This is a genomic window from Streptomyces sp. NBC_00513, from assembly GCF_041431415.1.
GTDB lineage: Bacteria > Actinomycetota > Actinomycetes > Streptomycetales > Streptomycetaceae > Streptomyces.
This window is the reverse complement of sequence record NZ_CP107845.1, coordinates 2,691,650-2,712,587: the sequence shown is the minus strand read 5'-3', so window position 1 is coordinate 2,712,587 and position 20,938 is coordinate 2,691,650. Positions and strand designations below refer to the sequence as shown.

25 protein-coding genes and 1 tRNA gene are annotated in these 20,938 nt (G+C 70.4%); 9 read left to right on the top strand and 17 right to left on the bottom strand.

Going from position 1 to position 20,938, the window contains the following annotated elements:
• Window positions 1–72: 72 nt before the first annotated feature.
• The 4 genes from OHA84_RS12720 to OHA84_RS12705 all read left to right on the top strand — a co-directional run bounded on the left by OHA84_RS12720 (window position 73) and on the right by OHA84_RS12705 (window position 3,386).
• Entirely contained in the window at window positions 73–648 is a 576-nt protein-coding gene (locus tag OHA84_RS12720) for a TerD family protein (RefSeq protein ID WP_053677874.1), read from the top strand.
• Between the two features lie 125 nt (window positions 649–773).
• A complete protein-coding gene (locus OHA84_RS12715; protein WP_053677921.1) occupies window positions 774–1,349 on the top strand; it encodes a TerD family protein in 576 nt (191 codons plus the stop codon).
• A gap of 25 nt (window positions 1,350–1,374) precedes the next feature.
• The gene (locus tag OHA84_RS12710; RefSeq protein WP_053677876.1) at window positions 1,375–2,490 is read left to right on the top strand and encodes a DUF475 domain-containing protein; all 1,116 of its coding nucleotides are present in this window, start codon (window positions 1,375–1,377) and stop codon (window positions 2,488–2,490) included.
• A gap of 143 nt (window positions 2,491–2,633) precedes the next feature.
• Window positions 2,634–3,386, top strand: a complete 753-nt coding sequence (locus OHA84_RS12705) for a Tellurium resistance (protein WP_053677878.1) — start codon at window positions 2,634–2,636, stop codon at window positions 3,384–3,386.
• A 104-nt stretch (window positions 3,387–3,490) separates the two neighbouring features.
• Here the strand turns inward: OHA84_RS12705 and OHA84_RS12700 are convergent, their stop codons facing one another.
• The gene (locus OHA84_RS12700) at window positions 3,491–4,255 is read right to left on the bottom strand and encodes a TerD family protein (RefSeq protein WP_053677880.1); all 765 of its coding nucleotides are present in this window, start codon (window positions 4,253–4,255) and stop codon (window positions 3,491–3,493) included.
• Window positions 4,256–4,449: 194 nt separating this feature from the next.
• Here OHA84_RS12700 and OHA84_RS12695 point away from each other — a divergent pair, with 194 nt between their 5' ends.
• The 4 genes from OHA84_RS12695 to OHA84_RS12680 all read left to right on the top strand — a co-directional run bounded on the left by OHA84_RS12695 (window position 4,450) and on the right by OHA84_RS12680 (window position 9,784).
• A complete protein-coding gene (locus OHA84_RS12695) occupies window positions 4,450–5,616 on the top strand; it encodes an HpcH/HpaI aldolase/citrate lyase family protein (protein ID WP_266947397.1) in 1,167 nt (388 codons plus the stop codon).
• A 113-nt stretch (window positions 5,617–5,729) separates the two neighbouring features.
• Window positions 5,730–8,288, top strand: a complete 2,559-nt coding sequence (locus tag OHA84_RS12690; protein ID WP_266974095.1) for a phosphoribosyltransferase — start codon at window positions 5,730–5,732, stop codon at window positions 8,286–8,288.
• Window positions 8,285–9,106, top strand: a complete 822-nt coding sequence (locus OHA84_RS12685) for a hypothetical protein (protein ID WP_053677884.1) — start codon at window positions 8,285–8,287, stop codon at window positions 9,104–9,106. The genes OHA84_RS12690 and OHA84_RS12685 overlap by 4 nt, the downstream gene beginning before the upstream one ends.
• 18 nt (window positions 9,107–9,124) lie before the next feature.
• The gene (locus OHA84_RS12680; protein ID WP_053677887.1) at window positions 9,125–9,784 is read left to right on the top strand and encodes an O-methyltransferase; all 660 of its coding nucleotides are present in this window, start codon (window positions 9,125–9,127) and stop codon (window positions 9,782–9,784) included.
• A gap of 104 nt (window positions 9,785–9,888) precedes the next feature.
• Here OHA84_RS12680 and OHA84_RS12675 read toward each other — a convergent pair whose 3' ends face one another.
• The 3 genes from OHA84_RS12675 to OHA84_RS12665 all read right to left on the bottom strand — a co-directional run bounded on the left by OHA84_RS12675 (window position 9,889) and on the right by OHA84_RS12665 (window position 12,320).
• On the bottom strand, window positions 9,889–10,110 hold the full coding sequence (locus OHA84_RS12675) for a zinc ribbon domain-containing protein (protein WP_266971661.1): 222 nt from the start codon (window positions 10,108–10,110) through the stop codon (window positions 9,889–9,891).
• Between the two features lie 166 nt (window positions 10,111–10,276).
• Complete coding sequence (locus OHA84_RS12670; RefSeq protein WP_053677891.1) at window positions 10,277–10,831, bottom strand: DUF4383 domain-containing protein; 555 nt, start codon at window positions 10,829–10,831, stop codon at window positions 10,277–10,279.
• 244 nt (window positions 10,832–11,075) lie between these two features.
• On the bottom strand, window positions 11,076–12,320 hold the full coding sequence (locus OHA84_RS12665; protein WP_266971663.1) for a hypothetical protein: 1,245 nt from the start codon (window positions 12,318–12,320) through the stop codon (window positions 11,076–11,078).
• 105 nt (window positions 12,321–12,425) lie between these two features.
• Here OHA84_RS12665 and OHA84_RS12660 point away from each other — a divergent pair.
• A tRNA-Val gene (locus OHA84_RS12660) sits at window positions 12,426–12,500 on the top strand.
• A gap of 55 nt (window positions 12,501–12,555) precedes the next feature.
• Here OHA84_RS12660 and OHA84_RS12655 read toward each other — a convergent pair.
• From OHA84_RS12655 to OHA84_RS12595, 13 genes are all read right to left on the bottom strand, one after another.
• Complete coding sequence (locus OHA84_RS12655; RefSeq protein WP_266971665.1) at window positions 12,556–13,722, bottom strand: site-specific integrase; 1,167 nt, start codon at window positions 13,720–13,722, stop codon at window positions 12,556–12,558.
• The gene (locus tag OHA84_RS12650; RefSeq protein ID WP_266971666.1) at window positions 13,722–13,910 is read right to left on the bottom strand and encodes a helix-turn-helix domain-containing protein; all 189 of its coding nucleotides are present in this window, start codon (window positions 13,908–13,910) and stop codon (window positions 13,722–13,724) included. The genes OHA84_RS12655 and OHA84_RS12650 overlap by 1 nt, the downstream gene beginning before the upstream one ends.
• Complete coding sequence (repSA, locus tag OHA84_RS12645; protein WP_266971668.1) at window positions 13,907–15,286, bottom strand: replication initiator protein RepSA; 1,380 nt, start codon at window positions 15,284–15,286, stop codon at window positions 13,907–13,909. The genes OHA84_RS12650 and repSA overlap by 4 nt, the downstream gene beginning before the upstream one ends.
• A complete protein-coding gene (locus OHA84_RS12640; RefSeq protein ID WP_266971669.1) occupies window positions 15,283–15,945 on the bottom strand; it encodes a DNA cytosine methyltransferase in 663 nt (220 codons plus the stop codon). Before OHA84_RS12640 ends, repSA begins: the two co-directional genes overlap by 4 nt.
• A 5-nt stretch (window positions 15,946–15,950) precedes the next feature.
• Window positions 15,951–16,133, bottom strand: a complete 183-nt coding sequence (locus OHA84_RS12635) for a hypothetical protein (RefSeq protein ID WP_266971671.1) — start codon at window positions 16,131–16,133, stop codon at window positions 15,951–15,953.
• Between the two features lie 89 nt (window positions 16,134–16,222).
• Window positions 16,223–16,771 (bottom strand): GGDEF domain-containing protein, encoded by a 549-nt coding sequence (locus OHA84_RS12630; protein ID WP_266971673.1) that lies wholly within the window; start codon window positions 16,769–16,771, stop codon window positions 16,223–16,225.
• A 93-nt stretch (window positions 16,772–16,864) separates the two neighbouring features.
• On the bottom strand, window positions 16,865–17,161 hold the full coding sequence (locus OHA84_RS12625) for a SpdD protein (RefSeq protein ID WP_266971675.1): 297 nt from the start codon (window positions 17,159–17,161) through the stop codon (window positions 16,865–16,867).
• Window positions 17,162–17,183: 22 nt separating this feature from the next.
• Window positions 17,184–17,342, bottom strand: coding sequence for a hypothetical protein (locus tag OHA84_RS12620; RefSeq protein WP_266949934.1), 159 nt, complete (start codon window positions 17,340–17,342; stop codon window positions 17,184–17,186).
• Between the two features lie 17 nt (window positions 17,343–17,359).
• Window positions 17,360–17,551 carry a mobile element transfer protein gene (locus OHA84_RS12615; RefSeq protein WP_266971677.1) on the bottom strand — a complete coding sequence of 64 codons (192 nt, stop codon included), beginning with the start codon at window positions 17,549–17,551 and terminating at the stop codon, window positions 17,360–17,362.
• Between the two features lie 11 nt (window positions 17,552–17,562).
• Window positions 17,563–18,234 carry a DUF2637 domain-containing protein gene (locus tag OHA84_RS12610; RefSeq protein ID WP_266971679.1) on the bottom strand — a complete coding sequence of 224 codons (672 nt, stop codon included), beginning with the start codon at window positions 18,232–18,234 and terminating at the stop codon, window positions 17,563–17,565.
• Window positions 18,235–18,313: 79 nt separating this feature from the next.
• Window positions 18,314–19,672 (bottom strand): FtsK/SpoIIIE domain-containing protein, encoded by a 1,359-nt coding sequence (locus OHA84_RS12605; protein ID WP_266971681.1) that lies wholly within the window; start codon window positions 19,670–19,672, stop codon window positions 18,314–18,316.
• Between the two features lie 2 nt (window positions 19,673–19,674).
• Complete coding sequence (locus OHA84_RS12600; protein WP_266949926.1) at window positions 19,675–20,016, bottom strand: hypothetical protein; 342 nt, start codon at window positions 20,014–20,016, stop codon at window positions 19,675–19,677.
• Between the two features lie 139 nt (window positions 20,017–20,155).
• A complete protein-coding gene (locus tag OHA84_RS12595) occupies window positions 20,156–20,935 on the bottom strand; it encodes a GntR family transcriptional regulator (protein WP_266971683.1) in 780 nt (259 codons plus the stop codon).
• Window positions 20,936–20,938 lie beyond the last annotated feature (3 nt).

The following is a 20,938-nucleotide window of genomic DNA, read 5'->3' as shown; positions in this document are numbered from 1 at the left end:
GGATCGGAACGTTGATCCCGGTAGCAACCGCACGACGGGGCCCCGCCCCACACAAAACCTTATGGAGGACCCGTGGGAGTCAGCCTCAGCAAGGGCGGCAACGTCTCGCTGACCAAGGCCGCGCCTAACCTGACGGCGGTCATCGTCGGTCTCGGCTGGGACGCTCGCACCACCACCGGTGTCGACTTCGACCTCGACGCCAGCGCGATCCTGACCAACGACCAGGGCAAGGTCGCCAACGACTCGAACTTCGTGTTCTTCAACAACCTGAAGAGCCCGGACGGCTCGGTCGAGCACACCGGCGACAACACCACCGGTGAGGGCGAAGGCGACGACGAGGCGATCAAGGTCAACCTCGCCGGTGTCCCGGCCGACGTGTCCAAGATCGTCTTCCCCGTCTCGATCTACGAGGCCGAGAGCCGCCAGCAGAGCTTCGGACAGGTCCGCAACGCGTACATCCGCGTCGTGAACCAGGCCGACAACACCGAGCTCGCCCGCTACGACCTCTCCGAGGACGCCTCGACCGAGACCGCCATGGTCTTCGGCGAGCTGTACCGCAACGGGGCGGAGTGGAAGTTCCGCGCCATCGGCCAGGGCTACGCCTCGGGCCTGCGCGGCATCGCGCAGGACTTCGGCGTCAACGTCTGAGCCTCAAGCTCCACGGCCGCTCCCGCGGCCGCACCCCGTCCGGCGCCGTGCACTGTGTGTACGGCGCCGGACCGGCTTGTACCACCGGCACCACCATCACCACGTCGTCCGGGGAGGACCACAACATGGGCGTCACACTCGCCAAGGGGGGCAATGTCTCCCTGTCCAAGGCCGCACCGAACCTCACCCGGGTTCTGATCGGACTCGGCTGGGACGCGCGCTCGACCACCGGGGCGGACTTCGACCTCGATGCCAGCGCGCTCCTGTGCAACAGCGGCCGGGTGCTCGGGGACGATTACTTCGTCTTCTACAACAACCTGACGAGCCCCGACGGCTCCGTCGAACACACGGGGGACAATCTCACCGGCGAGGGTGATGGTGACGACGAGTCGATCATCATCGACCTGAGCAAGGTGCCCGCCCAGGTCGACAAGATCGTCTTCCCGGTCTCGATCCATGAGGCGGAGGCCCGCCGGCAGAGCTTCGGCCAGGTCAGCAATGCTTTCATCCGCGTGGTCAACCAGGCCGACGGCCAGGAACTGGCCCGCTACGACCTCACCGAGGACGCCTCCAGCGAAACCGCGATGATCTTCGGCGAGGTCTACCGGTACGGCGGCGAATGGAAGTTCAGGGCCGTGGGGCAGGGGTACGCGTCGGGGCTCCGGGGCATCGCTCTAGACTTCGGGGTCAACGTTTCGTAAAGCCGTACAACACGATGGGGTGCCAGTGGTTCTCAAAACCTTCGGCTGGTCGTTCGCAGTCACTGCGCTCGGTCTGGTCGCAGCGGTGTTCTACGGGGGGTGGACCGCTTTTGGAATCGTGGCGATCCTTTCGATCCTCGAGATCTCGCTGTCCTTCGACAACGCGGTGGTCAACGCCGGAATCCTGAAGAAGATGAGTGCCTTCTGGCAGAAGATCTTCCTCACGATCGGCGTGCTCATCGCGGTCTTCGGCATGCGACTGGTCTTCCCCGTCGTGATCGTCGCGATCAGTGCCAAGATCGGTCCTATCGAGGCCGTCGATCTCGCCCTCAATGACAAGGACATGTACCAGCAGCTGGTGACGGACGCTCACCCGTCCATCGCCGCCTTCGGTGGCATGTTCCTGCTGATGATCTTCCTTGACTTCATTTTCGAGGACCGGGACATCAAGTGGCTCGCGTGGCTGGAGCGCCCGCTGGCCAAGCTCGGCAAGGTCGACATGCTGTCCGCGTGCATCGCGCTGATCGTCCTGCTCATCACCTCGATGACCTTCGCCGCCAACGCCCACCAGCACGGCGGGGCGCACGTCGACAAGGCGCAGACCGTCCTGATCTCCGGTATCGCCGGTCTGATCACCTACATGGTCGTCGGCGGCCTCTCCGGCTACTTCGAGAACAAGCTCGAAGAGGAGGAGGAAGCCGAGCACGAGGCCGAGGAGGAGGCCAAGAAGACCGGCAAGCCCGTCTCCGCGGTCGTCATGTCCGGCAAGGCCGCCTTCTTCATGTTCCTCTACCTCGAAGTCCTCGACGCCTCCTTCTCCTTCGACGGGGTCATCGGCGCCTTCGCCATCACCAACGACATCGTGCTCATGGCCCTCGGTCTCGGCATCGGTGCCATGTACGTCCGGTCGCTGACGGTCTACCTGGTCCGCCAGGGCACCCTCGACGACTACGTGTACCTGGAGCACGGCGCGCACTACGCGATCGGCGCGCTCGCCGTGATCCTGCTCGTCACGATCCAGTACGAGATCCACGAGGTCATCACCGGCCTCGTCGGCGTCGTCCTGATCGCCTGGTCCTTCTGGTCTTCCGTGCGCCGCAACAAGCGCCTGGAGCTGGAGGAATCACCCGCCGAGGCATGACCGCGGCGTTAATGCGGAACGCTCCATTTGCGGGGCGGCCCAAGGGTCCCTCCCGGACGACGTCCGGGGGGCCACGGACCCGGCGGGCCGCCCCGCTTCCGTACGTACAGGGGATACCGGGGACACAGGGGCAAGGGGGGAAGATGAGTTTCTTCGAGGGGTTCTTCGACGGCATCAGGGGCGCACGGGCCATGAGGTTCGACTCGGGGCAGGCCTCGTCCAACGCGATCGAGCTGACCAAACGACATCCGACGGTGTCGCTCACCAAACAGCAGGCGGTGCACGGCAATCTGCGGGTGAACCTGTCCTGGCGGATGCGCACCTCCGACATCGGAGGCCGGTCCGGGCAGAGCGGCCGGCTCTTCCGGCACCCCTTCAAGCTGTTCAAGCCGGACATGGTGCAGGCGCACACCCAGGGCATGGTCAACGTCGACCTCGACATCGGTTGCCTCTACGAACTCGCCGACGGCACCCGGGGCGTGGTCCAGCCGCTGGGGAACCTGCACGGCGACATCAACAGCCCGCCGTTCGTGAAGCTCAGCGGCGACGACCGGTTCGGGGCGCCGTCCGGCGAGACCATCTTCGTCAACCTCGACCACGCCGAGGCGATCAAGCGGCTGCTCGTCTTCGTCTACATCTACGACCAGACCCCGGCCTTCGACCGGACGCACGCCCTGGTCACCCTCTACCCGATCACCGGGCCGCGGATCGAGATCCCGTTGGAGGAGCGCCACCCGCAGGCCCGCTCCTGCGCGGTGGTCTCGCTGGAGAACGTCAAGGGGGAACTGATCGTCCGCCGCGAGGTGAAGTTCGTGTACGGCTTCCAGGCCGAACTGGACCGCCTGTACGGGTGGGGACTCCAGTGGGGGCGGGGATACAAGAGCACCAAGGCCTGACCGCGACCCGCGGGGCCGCTCCCGGGCCGTCCCCGGGATGGTTCTCGGGGGGATGGTTCTCGGGGCCGTCCCCGGGGACGGCCCCGAGCCGGATCAGCGGCGGATCAGCGGCGGATGAACTGCGGGCCCTGCACCGGCAGCCGGAACGTGGGATCGCCGCCCGGGCCCGGCACCGGGGCCGGCGACACCGGCTGCGGGTACCCGTACGCGGGCTCGACGGCGGGCGGGGCCTGGGTCGGCGGAGCGGGCGGCGGGGTCGGGGGCCGCATGGCGGCCGTACGGTCCTCGCTCGGGCCGGCGGCGGGGCTCGCGGCGGCCTCGGCGTTCTCGTCGACCGAGATCCCGTGATCGGTGGCCAGCCCGACCAGGCCGTCCGAGTAGCCCTCGCCGAGGGCGCGGAACTTCCACCCGTCCCCGCGGCGGTACAGCTCACCGCAGATGAGGGCCGTCTCGGCGCCCGTCTCGGGGTGCACCTCGAAGTAGGCCAGCGGTTCGGCGCCGCCGCTCGGGGTGGCGTCGTACAGCAGGATCCGCAGGTCCCGGACCCGCTGGAAGGGAACGTCCTCGGCGGAGGCCACCACCAGGATCCGGTCCACGGCCGGGGTCACGGCGCGCAGATCGGCCTGCACGGCGTCCGTGATCGCGTCGCCGATCTGCTTCTTGCCCAGTCGCCACACGGCCCCCGAGGGGTGCCGGGGCTGGTTGTAGAACACGAAGTCCTCGTCCGAGCGCACGCGCCCGTCCGCCCCCACGAGCAGCGCGGAGGCGTCCACGTCGGGCACCTCGGGCCCGGTGGTCCACCGCAACACCGCCCGGACCGCCACGGCGGCCACCGGGATGTTCGAGCCCTTCTGCATCGCGTGCGTCATGCCCGTCATCCTGCCCTCCCGGACATGACCTGGACAATGCGGCCCCCCGTTGGCCCTTGTACCGAACGCAAGAGCTGGGCATGGTGCAAGAGGGTTACCTGAACTTCATGTGCTTGAGGAACTCTTGACTCAAGTTCGTACGTACTATTACCGGCCACGTCAGTTGGGCCGCCGAAGCAGTACGGGGGAAGCACATGCGTCACTTCGGGCACATATCGCCCACGGTCCGCAAGGACCTCTTCCACCAGGAGCCGGTCGAGTTCACCGCCGCCTCCCCCTCCCGCCTGCTCGCGGCCGCACTCGGCGCCACCCTCTACAGTCCCGCCACCCGGCCCCACCTCGCCGCCGACATCCGCAAACAGGCCGCCCGCGGAGTCCTCTCCATGGTCCTCTGCCTGGAGGATTCCATCAGCGACGCCGAGGTCGGGTCCGGCGAGACGAACCTGATCCGTCAGTTCGAGGCACTCGACGAGCAGGACGACGAGCTCCCCCTGCTCTTCATCCGCGTCCGCACGCCCGAGCAGATACCCGACCTGGTGCGCCGGCTCGGCGGTACGGTGCGACACCTGGCCGGATTCGTACTCCCGAAGTTCACCGAATCCCGAGGTACCGCCTTCCTCGACGCCGTGGCCGAAGCCGAGAGCCGCCACGGGCTGTCCCGCCTGTATGCCATGCCCGTCCTCGAAACCCCCGACCTGCTGCACCTGGAAACCCGCGTCGAGGCCCTCGCCGGCATCTCCCGCACGGTCAACCGCCACCGCGAGCACGTCCTGGCCCTGCGCCTGGGCGTCACCGACTTCTGCTCCGCGTACGGACTGCGCCGCACCCCGGACATGACCGCCTACGACGTGCAGATCGTCGCGGGCGTCATCGCCGACGTGGTCAACGTGCTCAGCAGGGCCGACGGCACCGGCTTCACCGTCACCGGACCCGTCTGGGAGTACTTCCGCAGCCAGCAGCGCCTCTTCAAGCCGCAGCTGCGGCGCAGCCCCTTCCTGGAGGAGGGCGTCGAGGAACTGCGCACCGCCCTGATCGAACACGACCTGGACGGTCTGCTGCGCGAGATCGAGCTCGACCGGGCCAACGGGCTGATGGGCAAGACTTGCATCCACCCCGCGCACGTCACGCCCGTCCACGCCCTGTCGGTCGTCTCCCACGAGGAATTCAGCGACGCCCAGGACATCCTGCGCCCCGAGCGCGGCGGCGGCGGCGTGATGCGTTCCGCCTACACGAACAAGATGAACGAGGTGAAGCCCCACCGGGCCTGGGCCGAGCGCACCATGCTGCGCGCGGAGGTCTTCGGTGTGGCGCGCGAAGAGGTCGGCTTCGTCGACCTGCTCACGGCCGGGCTCCAGGTGTGAGACCGCCCGTGACCGCCGACAATTCTCAAGACGTTCAAGACGTTCAAGGTGCTCAACAGGACGTTCAGGATGTTCAGGACGTTCAAGATGTTCAAGACGAGAGAGGGAAGACGATCGAAGAGGTGTGGTCGGGAACCTGGGTTGCGGACCGGCTGGGCGTCAGCCTGGAGCAGGGCGAGGACGGCGCGGCGGCGGGCTCCGCGGGCGCGTCCGGCGCGTCCGGGGAGCCGCCGCTGGAGGAGCTGCTCGGGCTCGCGCTGCGGCGCAACCCCAAGCGGGCCCACCTGCTGGTTTCCCGGGTCCTGGGCAAGCACGTCCCGCGGTCCCCGGCGGTCGTCCACGGCGCCGGGTTCGGCCTCGGGCAACGGGTGCGGGAGCTCCTCGGTGACGCCGCCGCCGACGCGGTCGTCCTCGGGTACGCCGAGACCGCCACCGGGCTCGGCCACAGCGTCGCCGACGGCCTCGGGCTCGCCCCGTACCTGCACTCCACCCGCCGCCCCGTGGCGGGCGTGGCGCAGGCCGGCGGCTTCGAGGAGGCCCACTCGCACGCCACCTCGCACCTGCTGCTGCCCGAGGACCCGCGGCTGCTGGCCGGCAGCGGTCCGCTGGTCCTCGTCGACGACGAGTTCTCCACCGGCAACACGGTCCTGAACACCATCCGCGACCTGCACGCCCGCCACCCGCGCGCGCACTACGTCGTGGTCGCTCTGGTGGACATGCGCTCCGAGGCCGACCGCGGCCGGCTCGACGCGTTCGCCGCCGAGCTGGGCGCCCGCGTCGACCTCGTCGCCCTGGCCTCCGGGACCGTGCGACTTCCCGACGGGGTGCTGGCCAAGGGGCAGGCGCTGGTCGAGGAGTACGAGACGGCCGAGGACACCGCGGCTCCGGGCGTCACCTGCTCCACCTCCACCTCCACCGCCCCGGTCCGGCGGATCGCACTGGACTGGCCCGTCGGGGTGCCCGACGGCGGCCGGCACGGCTTCACCCCCGCGCACCGGGTCCGACTGGAGGCCGCCCTGCCCGCCCTCGCCGGGCGGCTCGCCGAGGCCCTGGACGAGACCTCGGACGACGGCCCGGGGACGGGGCCGCGCTCGGCACCCGTACGGGTCCTCGTCCTCGGCAACGAGGAGCTGATGTACGCGCCGCTGCGGCTCGCGCTGGCCCTGGAGGAGTCCTGGGCCGCCCGACCCGCGCCCGGTTCCGGGGCGGCCCGCGAGGTCCGCTTCTCCACGACCACCCGCTCGCCCGTGCTCGCCGTCGACGACCCCGGCTACGCCATCCGCAGCCGCCTGGTCTTCCCGGCGCACGACGCCCCGGCCGACGGGCCCGGCGACCGCTACGCCTACAACGTCCACGACACCGCGGCCGGCGGCTTCGACGCCGTCGTCGCCGTCGTCGACTCCCACGGCGACACCGCCGCCCTGCACGCCCCCGACGGGCTCCTGGCCCGGCTCGCCCCGCACACCGGGCGGGTCCTGCTGGCCGTCGTACCGTCGTACACCCCCACCTCGTCCGAGCGGCAGGAGCCGATCATGACCGAGCCCCTGCGCGGGCCCGCCTTCTCCTCCTACGCCGCCGAGGACGTCGGCTGGCTGCTCCAGGACTTCTCCGACGTGGAACTGGAGGCCCCGACCGAGGAACGCGAGGAGGCCATCCAGGCGGGCGGCGCGCACTACGCCGAGTCCCTGCCCGTGGAGTACCAGCCGTCCCCCGCGTACCAGGAGCTGTACCAGAGCGCGCTGACCGCCTCCGCGGCCCGCATCGCCCGCGCCGTCGGCACCGTCACCGAAACCGTCCTCGCGGAACGCTCCCTGTCCCCGGTCCTGGTCTCCCTGGCCCGCGCGGGCACCCCCGTCGGCGTACTGATGCGCCGCTGGGCCCAGGCCCGGCACGGCCTCGACCTGCCGCACTACGCCGTGTCCATCGTCCGCGGCCGCGGCATCGACGCCAACGCGCTGCGCTGGCTGGCCGCCCACCACGACCCCGCAGACATCGTCTTCGTCGACGGCTGGACGGGCAAGGGCGCCATCACCCGCGAGCTCGCCGCCGCCCTGGCGGAGTTCGACGGCTTCAACCCGGAGATCGTGGTCCTCGCCGACCCCGGCTCCTGCGTGCCCACGTACGGCACCCGCGAGGACTTCCTCATACCCTCCGCCTGCCTCAACTCCACCGTCTCCGGCCTCATCTCCCGCACGGTCCTCCGTTCCGACCTGGTCGGCCCCACCGACTTCCACGGCGCGAAGTTCTACCGCGAACTCGCCGGAGCCGACGTCTCCGTCGACTTCGTCGACACCGTCGCCGCGCACTTCGACGCGGTGGCCGACTCCGTCGCCGACGAGGTCAAGGAACTGCTCGCCGCCGACCGGACCCCCACCTGGGTGGGCTGGGCGGCCGTGGAACGCATCAGCGAGGAGTACGGCATCCACGACGTGAACCTGGTCAAGCCCGGCGTGGGCGAGACGACGCGGGTGCTCCTGCGCCGGGTCCCGTGGAAGATCCTGGCCCAGCGCGGCGCCGGGGCAGACCTCGACCACGTACGCCTGCTCGCGGAGCAGCGGGGGGTGCCGGTCGAGGAAGTGGACGGGCTGCCCTACACGTGCGTGGGCCTCATCCACCCTCGTTTCACGCGCGGCGCCACCGGCGCCGACGGAAAGGCTGTGTCCGCCAAGTGACCGTCCTCGTAGCCAGTGACCTCGACCGTACGCTCATCTACTCCACGGCCGCCCTCGCGCTGACCATGCCCGACCCGGTGGCCCCCCGGCTGCTGTGCGTGGAAGTGCACGAGCACAAGCCGCTGTCGTACATGACGGAGACGGCGGCGGGGCTGCTGACGGAGCTGTCCGCGGACCCGGGCGTCGTCTTCGTGCCGACCACGACGCGCACGCGCAAGCAGTACCAGCGCATCCGCTTCCCCGGCCGGCCGGCGAAGTACGCGATCTGCGCCAACGGCGGACAACTGCTCGTCGACGGGATCCCGGACCGGGACTGGCGCCGGGACGTCGCGACGCGACTGGCCGAGGAATGCGCCCCCCTGGAGGAGGTCCACGCCCACCTGCTGGCCACCGCGGACCCGGCGTGGCTGCGCAAGGCACGCATCGCGGAGGACCTGTTCGCGTACCTGGTCGTCGAGCGGGACCTGGTACCGCCGGAGTGGCTCAAGGCGCTGGCGGAGTGGGCCGAGGCCCGCGGCTGGACGGTGTCCCTCCAAGGCCGCAAGATCTACGCGGTTCCGCGCCCGCTGACCAAGAGCGCGGCCATGCGGGAAGTGGCCCGGCGCACGGGCGCGACCACGACCCTGGCCGCCGGCGACTCGCTGCTGGACGCCGACCTGCTGCTGGCCGCCGACCGCGGGTGGCGACCGGGGCACGGCGAACTCGCCGACGCCGGCTGGAACGCGCCGTCGGTCACCGCCCTGACCGTGGCGGGCGTCCTCGCCGGCGAGGAAATCGTCCGGGCTTTCGGGCGAGCGACCGGTACGGCGGGCCGCTGACTCGGCAGACTGGTGCCCATGACCAAGGGCAACAGCACCAAGATCACCGATGAGCTGTACCGCTACGTGCTCGCGCACAACCCCCCGCTGAACGACGTCCAGCGGGGGCTCGTCGCGACCACCTACGAGAAGTTCCCGGACAGCGCGGGGATGCAGTCGGCCGAGGAACAGGGGCCACTGCTGGCCTTCCTGGTCCGACTGACCGGCGCCCGCCACATCGTCGAGGTCGGTACCTTCACCGGCTTCTCCTCCCTGTCGATGGCACAGGCGCTGCCGGCGGACGGCAAGCTGATCGCCTGCGACGTCTCGGAGGAGTGGACGGCGTACGGGCGCGCGGCCTGGGAGGCCGCGGGCGTCGCCGACCGGGTCGAACTGCGGATCGGCAAGGCACTGGACACCCTGTCGGCCATGCCGAGGGAACCGCACATCGACATGGCCTACGTGGACGCCGACAAGGAGAGCCAGATCGCCTACTGGGAGGAACTCGTGCCGAGGCTGCGGCCCGGCGGGCTGATCGTCACCGACAACACGCTGTTCCACGGGGCCGTGCTCGACGAATCCGCCACGGGCTCGGCGGCGGGCGTCCGCGCGTTCAACGAACACGTACGGGCGGACACCCGCATGGAATCCGTGCTGCTGGCCATCTCGGACGGACTGACGCTGTCGCGCAAGGCGTGACGCCGCCGGCGGAGGCCTGACGCTGTCGCGGAGGGCGTGACGGCGCTTTGGTGACGCTGACGCTGTCGCGCAGGGGCCGGCCTGAATGACGCGGGGCGGCGGTATCAGCCGCAGCCGCCCCCGCCGCAGCAGCCGCCTCCGCCCCCATCCATGGGGGCGGAGGCGGGCGCGCCGCCCGAGGACCCGCCGACCGCGACGGCGGAGAGCAGCTTCACGGTGTCGGCGTGCCCGGCGGGGCAGTCGGCGGGAGCGGACGACTCGGCCATCGGACGACTCACCTCGAAGGTGTCGTCGCAGGTCCGGCAGCGGTATTCGTAACGAGGCATGCGGACAGGCTACGCAGTGCGCAGGCCGTCCGGTATCCCACCACAGGCGTACGCGCCGCCGGTTTCCGCACCAGGGGGCCATCCGCGACCAGGGGCCATCCGCGATAAGGGGGTATCCGCGACCAGGGGCCATCCGCGATAAGGGGGGTATCTACGACCAGGGGGGCTATCCGCGGAAACCGCTCCTGGACCGCGCCCGCTGCTCGCGGGCCGCCTCCTCGGGATGGCGCGCACGCCAGTACGGATTGTCGTGCGGCAGGGCGCTGCCCACCCGCCCGTACATCCCGAACCACATCAGCATCACGCCGACCACGAAGCTGAACAGCACGTTCGGGATGTGGAAGGCGAGGAAGTTCATCCCGGTGTCCAGCAGCGCGAGATTCACGAACCCGCTCGCGATGAACAGCACGCCCAACACGATGTTCAGCGTCGAGGCGAAGTTCCCGCCCACCACCATCCCGCAGATCAGCAGCAGGCCGACGAGGATCGACAGGACGCTCAACGCCCCGTTCGTGTTCAGTGTGAGAACCGTGTCGCCGCCCGTGTCGAAGAAACCGATCCGGTCGATCAACCCCAGGATCCCGAAGACGATCAACAACACCCCGGTCAGACCCGCGCCCACCCGGTACACCCTGCTCAAACGGTGATCCACGGGAAGGTGCTCGTCCAGCCGGGTACGGACCGGCCGACGCACGCGCGGCCCCGTATGGGTGGTGGCCATGATCCGGCCTCCTCTGCCTCGGATGCCTCGGTCCGCGCGCCCGGAGGCGGCAGCCGCAGGTACTGCCCCCACCCCCAGCATCCGCCGCCCGGCCGCCCCGGACAACCTCGGCGGTGTCGCATGCGCGCGGCGCACGTGGCGAGACGGGTCAGGGGCGGGTGATCAGGGCGGTGATCAGGGGCGGACGATCAAGGGCGGACACTCAGGGGCGGGTGATCAGGTGCGGACACTCAGGGGCGGCGGCTCATCCGTGGCCGCGCTGTTCCCGGATGTCGGCGACCACCCGGTTCACGGACGCGCGCACCCCCTCCATCTCCTGAAGGAAATGCCAGTAGTCCGGATGCCGCCCCTCCAACCCCGCGAGTGCCCGGTCCATCCGCGCCACCGACTCGTCCAACGGACCCGCGTGGCGCGGATCGGGCACGCTGCGGCCCTCCATCGCCAGCCGCTGCGCGTCCCGGATCGCGAACCGAGTCCGCCGCACCTCCTCCTGCGGATCCCGAGCCACCGCCTCCAGCCGCGTCAGCCGGTCCTGCGCCGCCGACACCGCCTCGTCGGTCACGTCCAACGAACCACGCACCGCCTCGATCAACCCGGCCACGTCAGACCACCGCTGCTCATCGCGCGCCCGGCCCGCCTCGACCAGCCGCTCCTCCGCCCGCGCGACCTCCCGAACCGCCTCGTCGGGCACGTGCTGGAGGTCCTGCCAACACGCCGCCGAAAACCGCCGCCGCAACTCGCTGAGCACCGGATCCACCCGGTCCGCCCGATTGCGCAACGCCTGCGCCCGGGTCCGCAGACTCACCAGCCGCCGATCGATCTCGGCCGCCCGCTCCGGCAACCGCGCCGCCTCGGCCCGTATCCCCTCCGCGTCCCGAAGGATCCGGTCCGCCCGCCGCACCGTCTCCTGCACCCCGTGCAGGGCGGCGCCCTGGTTCAACTTGGTCAGCTCCGGACCCAGCGCCGCCAACCGCGCCGCCAGATCGTCCGCCCGCATCCCCTTGCCGCGCACCTCGTCCAACGCGTTGCTCGCCGCCAGCAGCGCGGCCCGCGCCCGCTCCCGCGCCGGCGCCACCCGCGCCAACTGCGTCTCCGCCTTGTCCAACAGCGGCCGCAACCCCTGCTCGAACCGCTCCAGCTCACCCTTGACCCGGATCAACTCGTCCCGAGCCCGCGTCAGCTCCTGCGTCGCCCTCGCCGCGACCGCGGCCTCCAGCTCGACCCGGTCCAGGTCGTGAGCGTCCACCGCCTCGATGTACACATGGCTGACCTCGTCGATCCGCCGCCCGAGCGCGGCGAACCCCTCCGTCACCCGCAACGCGTCCGGCGAACCGTCCGCCGCCGCGATCGTCTCGATCGAGATCCGAAGATCCCGCTGCGCCGTGTCCAGGTCGTAGAACGCCGCCGCGGCGGCATCCTTCGCCGCCTGCGCGTCCGCCCGCCTGCTCTCGTCCCGCCCGCCGAACCACCGCCGGGATGCCGTCGTCACAATCCCTCTCCCGTACCGCGTCCGCCATGCCCCGACCCATTCTCCCCCACGGGAACGGGTTTGCGTGGGGGGTGCGCCCGGCATGTAGGCTGTCCACTCATCCACGGGTGCGTAGCTCAGGGGTAGAGCGCTGCTCTTACAAAGCAGATGTCGGCGGTTCGAAACCGTCCGCGCCCACCAGCGAAAAGACCCCCCGCCAGTCATGGCGGGGGGTCCTTTGCATCCACATCTGACATCAACGGGAGCGGATTGGGAGCGTCTCCCGCCTCCTGAGCAGCCGGTCCATGTGCCCGATGGCCTCGCGTTGCGTGTCCTGGACGACGTGCGCGTAGACGTTCATGGTGACGGCGATTTGCGAGTGCCCGAGGATCTCCATCACGACCCGGGGCGGCACGCCGGCGGCGGTCAGCAGAGTCGCCGTCCCATGGCGCGCGTCGTGCAGCCGAATCACCCGAAGCCCGGCGTCCTTCGCCACGCGGGTGAAAGACCGATAGACGTTCCGCGGCTCGATGGGCCGGCCGGACCGGGTGGTGAACACGTACCCGGTTTCCACCCACTTCTCCCCGGCCTTGGCCCGCGCTTCAGCCTGCTTCATCCGCTGCCACCGCAGGGGAGCGACGCAGATCCCGGGCAGGGGGAGGGTCTGCCGGCGCCGCTTGCCCTTGGGACCGTCCTCGTAGGCCTCGCCGCCGACGCGCTGCCGCTGGGTCCGGACCCGGATCTCGCGCTTGTCGAGGTCCACGTTCTCCCACCGCAGACCCACGATCTCCCCACGCCGGAAGCCGAGCGCGATTGCCAGTACGAAGGCGGGGAACAGCGGGTCCTTTCGGGCGGCGGCGAGGAAGTCCAGGGTCTCCTGGAGGTCCCAGGGGGAGAGGTCCCGCGCCTCAACTTTGGGCGGCTCGACCAGCGTTGCCACGTTGCGAGAGACCAGCTCCTCCCGTACAGCCGCGGCGAGCGCGGTTCGCAGCACACGGTGAGACTCCTTGGCGGTCGCGGCGCTGGCCTTCTTCTGGAGCTGGACCAGGACCCGGCGAACGTCGCTCACGCTGAGGGACTCCAACCGCTTGGCCCCCAGCAGCGGCACCAGATACAGGCGGACGTGCGTCTCGTACTTGGCGTGGGTCGTGCGCTTGCGGTGGGGCCGCACGATGTTGTCGAGCCAGTACGGCAGCCATTCGGAGAGCTTGGCGGACCGCGTGGGCACGGGCACGCCCTGGTCCACCTTGGCGAGGAGGTCCCGGCGCTTCACGTCGCACTCGGCCCAGGTCTTGCCGTAGGCGAACTTCCGAGCCCGGGTGCCGTCCGGTTGGAGTACGTACACGGCGGCCTGGAACCTGCCGTCCTTGCGTTGGGTGATGGTGCCCGCGCCGTTCGGGTTGCGTCTGCGCTGAGTGGCCATCAGGCGGCCTCCTCGATTTCGTGGTCGATGAACTGCCGGACGGCGTCGGCGGGAATGCGGCGGGCGCGGCCGATGGTGATGGACACGAGCCGCCGAGATCGGATCAGGTCGTACACGGTCGAGCGCCCTAGCTTGAGCGTTTGCATGACCTCCGGGACGGTCAGCAGTTCCGCGGTTGCGGTGGTCATGACGCGGCTCCTTCCAAGGCATGTCGCTCGTGCAGGGCTTCTCTGGCGGTCTGGCGGTTGAGCTGGATGTCCCGGGCGATGGTGGCGGCGAGGACGGATTCGCCGGGGGTGTGGCCGTGGCCGGCGTACTCCCAGGAGGCGAGGACGAGCACGGTGTCCGGCTCGACGTCGTCCAGGCCCCGGGCCTCGCGTTCCTGGGCGGCGCGGTAGTCGGCGCGGGTCTGGCGGAGGGCGCCGAGGGTGGTGGAGTACTGGCGGGACTTGGTGGAGAAGTGGCCCCGGAAGCCGAGCATGTGGGACCAGGCGGCGAGGCGGCGGTCCGGGTACAGCGGGTCCAGGTCGAGGCAGGCGCCGATCAGGCGGGCGGTGTGGTTCGGGACGTCGAGGAGGACCAGGGCCTCGCGGTTGCCGATACGGCGGTCGAGGGTGCCGGTGTTCTCGGCGGCCTTGGTGGCGTACTTCGCGACGTACGAGGCGACGGCCTGTTCGGTGATCTCGGAGCCGTCCCCGAAGGCCTTGATGGGGCGCACGTCGATCTGCGTGCCCCAGCGGAAGGTACGGGCGGGTTGGTCGGCGGCGGCCGGGGCGCTGACCGAGGTGTAGGTGTGGGAGGCCGCGGCGCGGATCGAGTGGTCGAGGAGCTCGGTGGTGGCCCAGGCCGGCGGAGGGCCGGCCGGTCCGTCCGGTCCGTCGATGCGGATCACGGCGTGGAAGTGGATGGCGCCTCGCTTCTGGAACTCGGCGACCTTGCCGTAGGAGATCCGGGCGACTTCCTTCAGCGCGCGCTGGGAGAGGCAGGCGTACGCGGCGATCTCGCGGCGGAGGCGGGTGGTGAAGCGCTGCCAGAGCTGGCCGCCGTGGTTGTTGAAGAGGACGGCCCCGGCGTAGTCGTACGTGGCCGGGTCGAGGGCCGTACCGAGTTCGGGCGCGTCCTCCTGGTGGTGCTTGCCGCACTGGCAGGGTCGGCCGGCGGGGCGGTTGTGGACCGGGCCGAAGGAGGGAGCGGTCAGGGTGGCGAAGACCCGGGGGTGCTCGCGGACGGTGGCGGGGATGTCCCGGCTTTCGTCTCCCGCGAGTCCGGCGCGGATCAGGTGGTAGGTATCGCCGGAGTAGGTCCAGGCGCAGGCGGGGCAGCGGGAGGCGCGGCGGTTGCCGCAGGCGATCCGGAGCCGGCCGCCGGGTTCGTCGGCGGTGGAGTACCGGTTCAGGATCTCGCCGGTGGTCTTGTCCTTGGCGACGGTCCAGCCGGTGATGTGGATGGGGTCGGAGCAGCCGCCGGTGCGGTGGATCTGCTCGGACCAGCGTGGGTAGTCGGGGGCCGCAGCCACCCTCAGCATGTCGCCGAGGGTGGCCGGGTCCTGGAGCAGGTGGGTCACGCGGTCACCGCCGCGTGGTGGGCGAGGAACTGTCCGCCGAGGTGCCGGGTGTAGGCGGGCGGGATGGCTTCGGCGATCTCGTGTCGGTTGTCCGTCCAATCGATGCCCATGGCCGTCTGCCACTGGGCAACGGTGCCCTTGCCGCCGCCCTGTCCGTAGACGGCGAAGTACGGGCCCTCGTACCAACGGCCGTGGCGCATGCCGGCCACTCGTCCTCGGTGGGCGACGTGCGGGTTCTGGAAGGCGGGGAACCCGTGAACCTCGAAGACGCGATGCCGGATGACCGCCAAGTCGAACATCTCGCCGCACAACACGAGGTCGTGTCGGATGGGGGCGCTCTGGACGTTCTCGATCACGTACGGGCGGCCGGTGGTGAGCAGGGCGGCGCGGCCGGCCGGGATCAGGTCCGGGTAGGAACGGCCCTTGTTCGTGCCCTTGGTCAACGTCGAGTGGGACTGGCACGGCCACGAGGCGTGGATCAGGTCGAAGTCCGGGCCGTGGGCGGTCACGAAGTCGATGGCGTCGCCCTGGTGGAACTCGAAGGGGTACCTGGGCTGAGGGTTTATGTCGACGCCGACGACGTCGAATCCGGCCTGGTGGTATCCCATGGCTGCCCCACCGGCGCCGGAGCAGAGGTCGAGGACTCGGGGAGGGCGCATCCCATTCACCACGCGGCCGAGACGGTGCGGCGGATGGCGCGGATACCGGTGCCGTGGCAGGCCGGGCAGTGGGCGGTGATGGTGCGCAGGGCGCCGGTACGGTCGCGTCCGCCGAGGGTGACGGCCACGGCGGGGAAGCCGTCGCAGTTCGGGCATACCCGAGGCGGGGTGCGGTCGAGCTGGGCCATGATGGTTGTCCTTTCGATTGCGGTCGGGAGGGGCTGGTTCCTCCGGGCGGCGGCGATGCTTGGTGGCTTGTGCGCCGCCCGGAGGCCGGTCAGTTGGTGGTGCCGCGCGAGCCGCGGCGGCCGGGGGTGCCCTTGGCCGCGTACATCGCGGCGTCGGCAGCGGCGAGGGCTTCGGGAAGGCCGCGAACGGTCAGGTCCGCGAGTCGGCAGGAGCCGACGGAAGCGGAGACCGGCAGTGAGCGCCCCTGGTACAGCAGTGGGGTGTTGAGGGCCGCGTCGAGGTCGTTCCGGTGCGGGAGCCGGTGCACGGCGACGAACTCGTCTCCACCGAGGCGGCCGGCGATGCCGTACCGGTCGCACCAGGCGGTCAGCCGGGCGGCGGTCGCGGTGAGGGCCGCATCTCCGGCGGCGTGGCCGTGGGTGTCGTTGAGGCTCTTGAAGTCGTCCAGGTCGAGGAGGAGGACGACGGAGTCCCGGTGCCGGCGGATGAATCGCTCCGCTCGTACGGTCCATCCGGCGCGGGTCCGGAGGCCGGTCAGCGGGTCCCGGCGGGCGGCGGCGAGTCGGTGGGTCAGCAGACCGGAGTGCGCGGCCCAGCCGACGAGGGGCAGGCATAAGGCGAACGATTGGGTGTCCACGATGCTCCTTCGTGCGGTCGGAAGTGGTGTCGGGTTTCCTCGGACGGGCCGGCGATGCTTGGTGGCTTGTGGCGGTCCGTCGTGCCCGGTGGGTCAGTGGTTCCTGAACTCCTGGCGCAGGGCCCGGACGAGGAACAGGACGACGACGGCGCTGATGGACAGGGCGACCGCGGTGACGGCGACGGCCAAGAGGAGCGAGACGGCAACGGAGGCCAGCGCGAGCACTCCGGCAACTCCGCCCGCGGCGAGGACGAGCGCGGTTCCGGGCGACTGCCGGAGCAGACCGCCGAGGGCGGTCGGGGCCGGGGCGGGGGCTTCGGTGGGGACCGGGGTCGGGCGGATGGTCGCCGGGACGTAGGTGTCGGGGCGCGGGTACCGGGGCTTGAACACGGCCGTTCTCCTTCGGGGTGGGCTACTTGTTGATCGCGGTGTCGATGGCCGGGGCGAGGAAGCTGTCCGCCAGGAGGAAGCCGCCGAGGAGGATCACGGCGACGAGCCAGAGCGGCGGGCGGATGAGCTTGTAGCCGAGGACACCGACGGCGAGGAGGGCGAACCAGAGCGGGACGTCCATGGCGTTGACCTTTCGGGTCAGCTGACGCGGCAGCGGTGGGAGCGGGCGGCGAGCTGGGCGGCGGTCGAGGAGCTGTAGTCGGAGGACCAGCCGCATCCGTCGGTGGTGCAGACGGCGGCGTCCTTCATGCGGCCGTGGCGGTCGCGATAGGTGCCGATCTGAACGGGGCCGATCTTCAGGAGCGAGCGGAAGTTGATCCGGGCGGGCATGGGATCTCCTGTCAGGCGAGCTGGGCGGCGATGGCTTCTGCGAGCGGGGACGGGACGCCGAGCCGGGCGCGCAGGGTCTCGGTGTCGATGTCCGAGCCGGTGCGGGTGCGGTAGTCGGCGGCGATCTTCCGGGCGTGGGCGATGAGAGCCGGCGGAGCGGTGATGGCCGGAGCAGCTGCGGGAGCCGGATCGGGTTCCGGATCCGGGGCGGGCAGGGCGGGGGCCGAGACGACCTGTACGTCGGGTTCTGTCGCCCGCTCGACCACCGGGAGTGACTCCGGAGCGGGGGCCGTCTCCGGCTCACCGGGTGACGTGGGCCGGTGGACCAGGAGCGTGCCGCCGAGGAAGGCGAGCGCCGGCCAGCCGGCGACGAGGATGCGGAGCCAGTCCGGGACGTCGCCCAGGTCGAGTAGGCCGGCGGTCGCGACGTTCGCGCCGAGCGAGGCCGCCAGGGCTACGGCGAACCAGGACCAGGCCGACCGCGAGGGTTCGCCCGCGTCCCGCAGGGTGCGTAGGCGGTGCCAGGCGGCGACGAGGAGCAGGTCCACGCTGACCGGGTAGGCCCAGGCCTTCCAGCCGTTCTGGCCGGCGGCTTCGGCGAGGTCGTGCAGGTGGGCGAAGGAGAGCGCTCCGGCAATGACGGCCTGGACGAGGACGGCGTCCGGGCGGACCAGGCGAGTCATGGTTCTCGCCTCCTTTCAGGCATGGGAGGGGTAGGGACTTGGCGCGTTGAGGACGCGCCGACCGGGTGGGGCCGGGTGCTTAGAAGGCGCCGGCCGGGCTGGCCTTGGGCTGGACCTTGCCGATGTGAATGCGTACCGGCGGGTCGGGCCGGAAGGGGGCCAGCTCAGGGATCTCCGGGGTGCGGTGCGCGTGGGCGTTGCAGGTGTCCACGGCCTGGCGGAGCGTGGTGTGGGGAGCCCGGATGCGGGACCAGCCACCGGAGGAGTCTCCGGCCACGGCGGTGCCGGGGCGTTCCTTGTCGATCTGGACGGCGGCGAGGACGGCGTCCGGGGCGATGTCCCCGAAGGCCATGTTCGCGGAGGTCTCGTCGTTGACGCGGTGGGCGGTACGGCCGGTGAGCTGGGCGCGGAGCATGGTGATGCCCTTGCCGAGTTCGGAGCCGAAGCGCTGGCCGCAGATCTCCAGGTGGATGCCTGCGGCGCGGCCGAGTTGGGAGAGCCGGACGAGGTCCGTGACGATCTGGTCCCGCCGGACCTCCTCCACCTTGTTCGCGGCGAGGGCCAGTTCCGCGACCTCGTCCACCAGGAGCACGACGGGTACGGGGCGAAGGTGCGCGGGCAGGTCCCAGATGTCTGCGGTGATCTCGGCGTCCGGGGTGGCGACGCTGATGCGTTGTTCGGTCCGGATGAGCTGGTACACCCTGCCCATGTACTGGACGAGCGCGGCGAGCAGGTCAGCCGCGGCGGCCGGGTTGTCGGCCAGGGCGGTGAATCGCGCTGACAGCGGTGCCAGTTCGACGCCGTTCTTGCAGTCGATTCCGACGAGTGCGACGTTCTGAGGCGCCAATCCGGCGACGAGCGTGCGCTGATAGACGGACTTCCCCGACTTGGTCGCACCGACGTTCAGAGCGTGCGGTACCTGCCGATAGTCCCGACGGTGGACCTGGCCATCCTCCCTCAGCGCCACCGCCACACTCAGCACGTCGGTGGCCACGGCCGCCGGCATGCGGACCCGGTTGAGTACGTCGTAACCGGTCATCCTCAGCTCGACCACGCCGGACCGGATCTCCCGGGAGACGACGTTGTGCAGGGCGAAGGAGTGCCGGAGCCGGTCGGAGGAGGCGGAGAAGTCGAACGCGTCCTGTCCGGGCCGGATCTTCAGCCGCAGGATCAGCCCGGTAGCGGTGGGCCGCAGTCTCAGGATGCGGGGCGAACGAGCTTCCGGGACGGGACGGTTGGTCACCCGGGCGAGTGCCAGCCGCCAACGGGCGGGCGGGACGGTGAGCCCGCAGGCGTCCATGACCGAGCGGTAGCGGATCAGGACGCGGATCGTCGCGAAGGTGACCCCGAAGGTCATCCAGTACCAGGTAGGACGCAGTCGCCGCAGAAGGAGAGCGACGACCAGGACCACCAGCAGCGTGACCCATAAGGCGGTCATGCTCAGCCGGCCTGGGCCGCGAGCGAGGTGACGGCCACGGCGCGGAAGGCGATGCCGTGGCGCTTCTGGCCGTTGAACTCGTTCTCCCACGGCCGGGCGACGAGGCCGGTCAGCGCCACCGAGGTACCCATCACCAGGTCACCCGTGATGCCCGGGGCCGGGACAGTGATGGACAGGACCTCTGCCTCGCCGTTCGCGGCGAAGAGCACGTCGACGGTCATCATCTGGGCGCCGGTGTCGGCATCGGTGGCGATCTCACCGGTGCGACGGTCCTTGATCTTCACGGCCGGGGGCTGGGCCACCATCACCATGGCGTCGGAGGTGTCGACGGGGATCTGACGCATGACTGATCACTCCTCTAAAGGGGCTGGACTCCGTCACTCATGTATAGGAGTGACATGAAGAAGAGTGCCCGACTCCTATACATGAGTCAACCCGCTGCGAAGAGAAACTCGCAGCGGGCCGGCGGGAGTTGAGCGAGCGTCAGTCGCGCGCGGGGATCCGGTACTCGAATACGAACTGGTCAGCGGCCATGAGGGTGTCGCAGACCTCCACCACACGGCCCTCCTCGGTGACCGCGTCACGGAGCAGGTGAACGACGGGGGCGCCGGGGCTCAGTGACAGCTCGGTCGCCTCACCCTTGGCAGCCGGCCGGGCCTGGAGCGTCTCCACGAACTCGGCGAAGACGTGGCCGTGACCCTCAAGCCGTGCATAGATGCCGCCGGGGCCAGGGTTCTCGGCGAACAGCTCCGGGATGTCCTTCACCACGTCCCAGGGCAGATACGAGGTGGCCGTCTCCACAGGCGTCCCGTTCCGGAAGTACAGCCGGCGGCGAGCCAGTACCTGCGTGCCCGCGGTGACCCCGAGCCGGCCCGCGATCTCCTCCGACGCCTCCATGGGCCCGATGAACAACACGCTCACCTTGGCCTCCGCCCCGGACTGAGCCGACTCGGCGAGGTAGGCCGCCCGCCCTTCCTGGCGATGCGTACGTCGGAAGCGGTCCGAGGACCGGTGCCTGACCGGCGGCCGGGCCTTCACCAGCGAGCCCTTGCCGTGCCGCGTCTCCACCAGGCCACTCGCGCGAACCTCGACCATGGCCTTGCGGATCGTGCCGCCGGCGACGCCGTAGCGCTCCACCAGCTCGGATTCACTCGGCACCATGTCGCCGGCGCTCAGCACCCCTGCGCGGATCTGCTGAACGATGTCATCGGCGATCTGGACGTATCGAGGTACGGCCTTGCCACCTCCTGTTGCGGTTCCCATAGT

Coding starts and splice junctions, on each gene's coding strand:
- OHA84_RS12715 (WP_053677921.1), top strand. CDS start 774: ATGGGCGTCACACTCGCCAAGGGGGGCAATGTCTCCCTGTCCAAGGCC.
- OHA84_RS12705 (WP_053677878.1), top strand. CDS start 2,634: ATGAGTTTCTTCGAGGGGTTCTTCGACGGCATCAGGGGCGCACGGGCC.
- OHA84_RS12700 (WP_053677880.1), bottom strand. CDS start 4,255: ATGACGCACGCGATGCAGAAGGGCTCGAACATCCCGGTGGCCGCCGTG.
- OHA84_RS12695 (WP_266947397.1), top strand. CDS start 4,450: ATGCGTCACTTCGGGCACATATCGCCCACGGTCCGCAAGGACCTCTTC.
- OHA84_RS12680 (WP_053677887.1), top strand. CDS start 9,125: ATGACCAAGGGCAACAGCACCAAGATCACCGATGAGCTGTACCGCTAC.
- OHA84_RS12675 (WP_266971661.1), bottom strand. CDS start 10,110: ATGCCTCGTTACGAATACCGCTGCCGGACCTGCGACGACACCTTCGAG.
- OHA84_RS12670 (WP_053677891.1), bottom strand. CDS start 10,831: ATGGCCACCACCCATACGGGGCCGCGCGTGCGTCGGCCGGTCCGTACC.
- OHA84_RS12655 (WP_266971665.1), bottom strand. CDS start 13,722: ATGGCCACTCAGCGCAGACGCAACCCGAACGGCGCGGGCACCATCACC.
- OHA84_RS12650 (WP_266971666.1), bottom strand. CDS start 13,910: ATGACCACCGCAACCGCGGAACTGCTGACCGTCCCGGAGGTCATGCAA.
- OHA84_RS12640 (WP_266971669.1), bottom strand. CDS start 15,945: ATGCGCCCTCCCCGAGTCCTCGACCTCTGCTCCGGCGCCGGTGGGGCA.
- OHA84_RS12635 (WP_266971671.1), bottom strand. CDS start 16,133: ATGGCCCAGCTCGACCGCACCCCGCCTCGGGTATGCCCGAACTGCGAC.
- OHA84_RS12620 (WP_266949934.1), bottom strand. CDS start 17,342: ATGGACGTCCCGCTCTGGTTCGCCCTCCTCGCCGTCGGTGTCCTCGGC.
- OHA84_RS12615 (WP_266971677.1), bottom strand. CDS start 17,551: ATGCCCGCCCGGATCAACTTCCGCTCGCTCCTGAAGATCGGCCCCGTT.
- OHA84_RS12610 (WP_266971679.1), bottom strand. CDS start 18,234: ATGACTCGCCTGGTCCGCCCGGACGCCGTCCTCGTCCAGGCCGTCATT.
- OHA84_RS12605 (WP_266971681.1), bottom strand. CDS start 19,672: ATGACCGCCTTATGGGTCACGCTGCTGGTGGTCCTGGTCGTCGCTCTC.
- OHA84_RS12600 (WP_266949926.1), bottom strand. CDS start 20,016: ATGCGTCAGATCCCCGTCGACACCTCCGACGCCATGGTGATGGTGGCC.
- OHA84_RS12595 (WP_266971683.1), bottom strand. CDS start 20,935: ATGGGAACCGCAACAGGAGGTGGCAAGGCCGTACCTCGATACGTCCAG.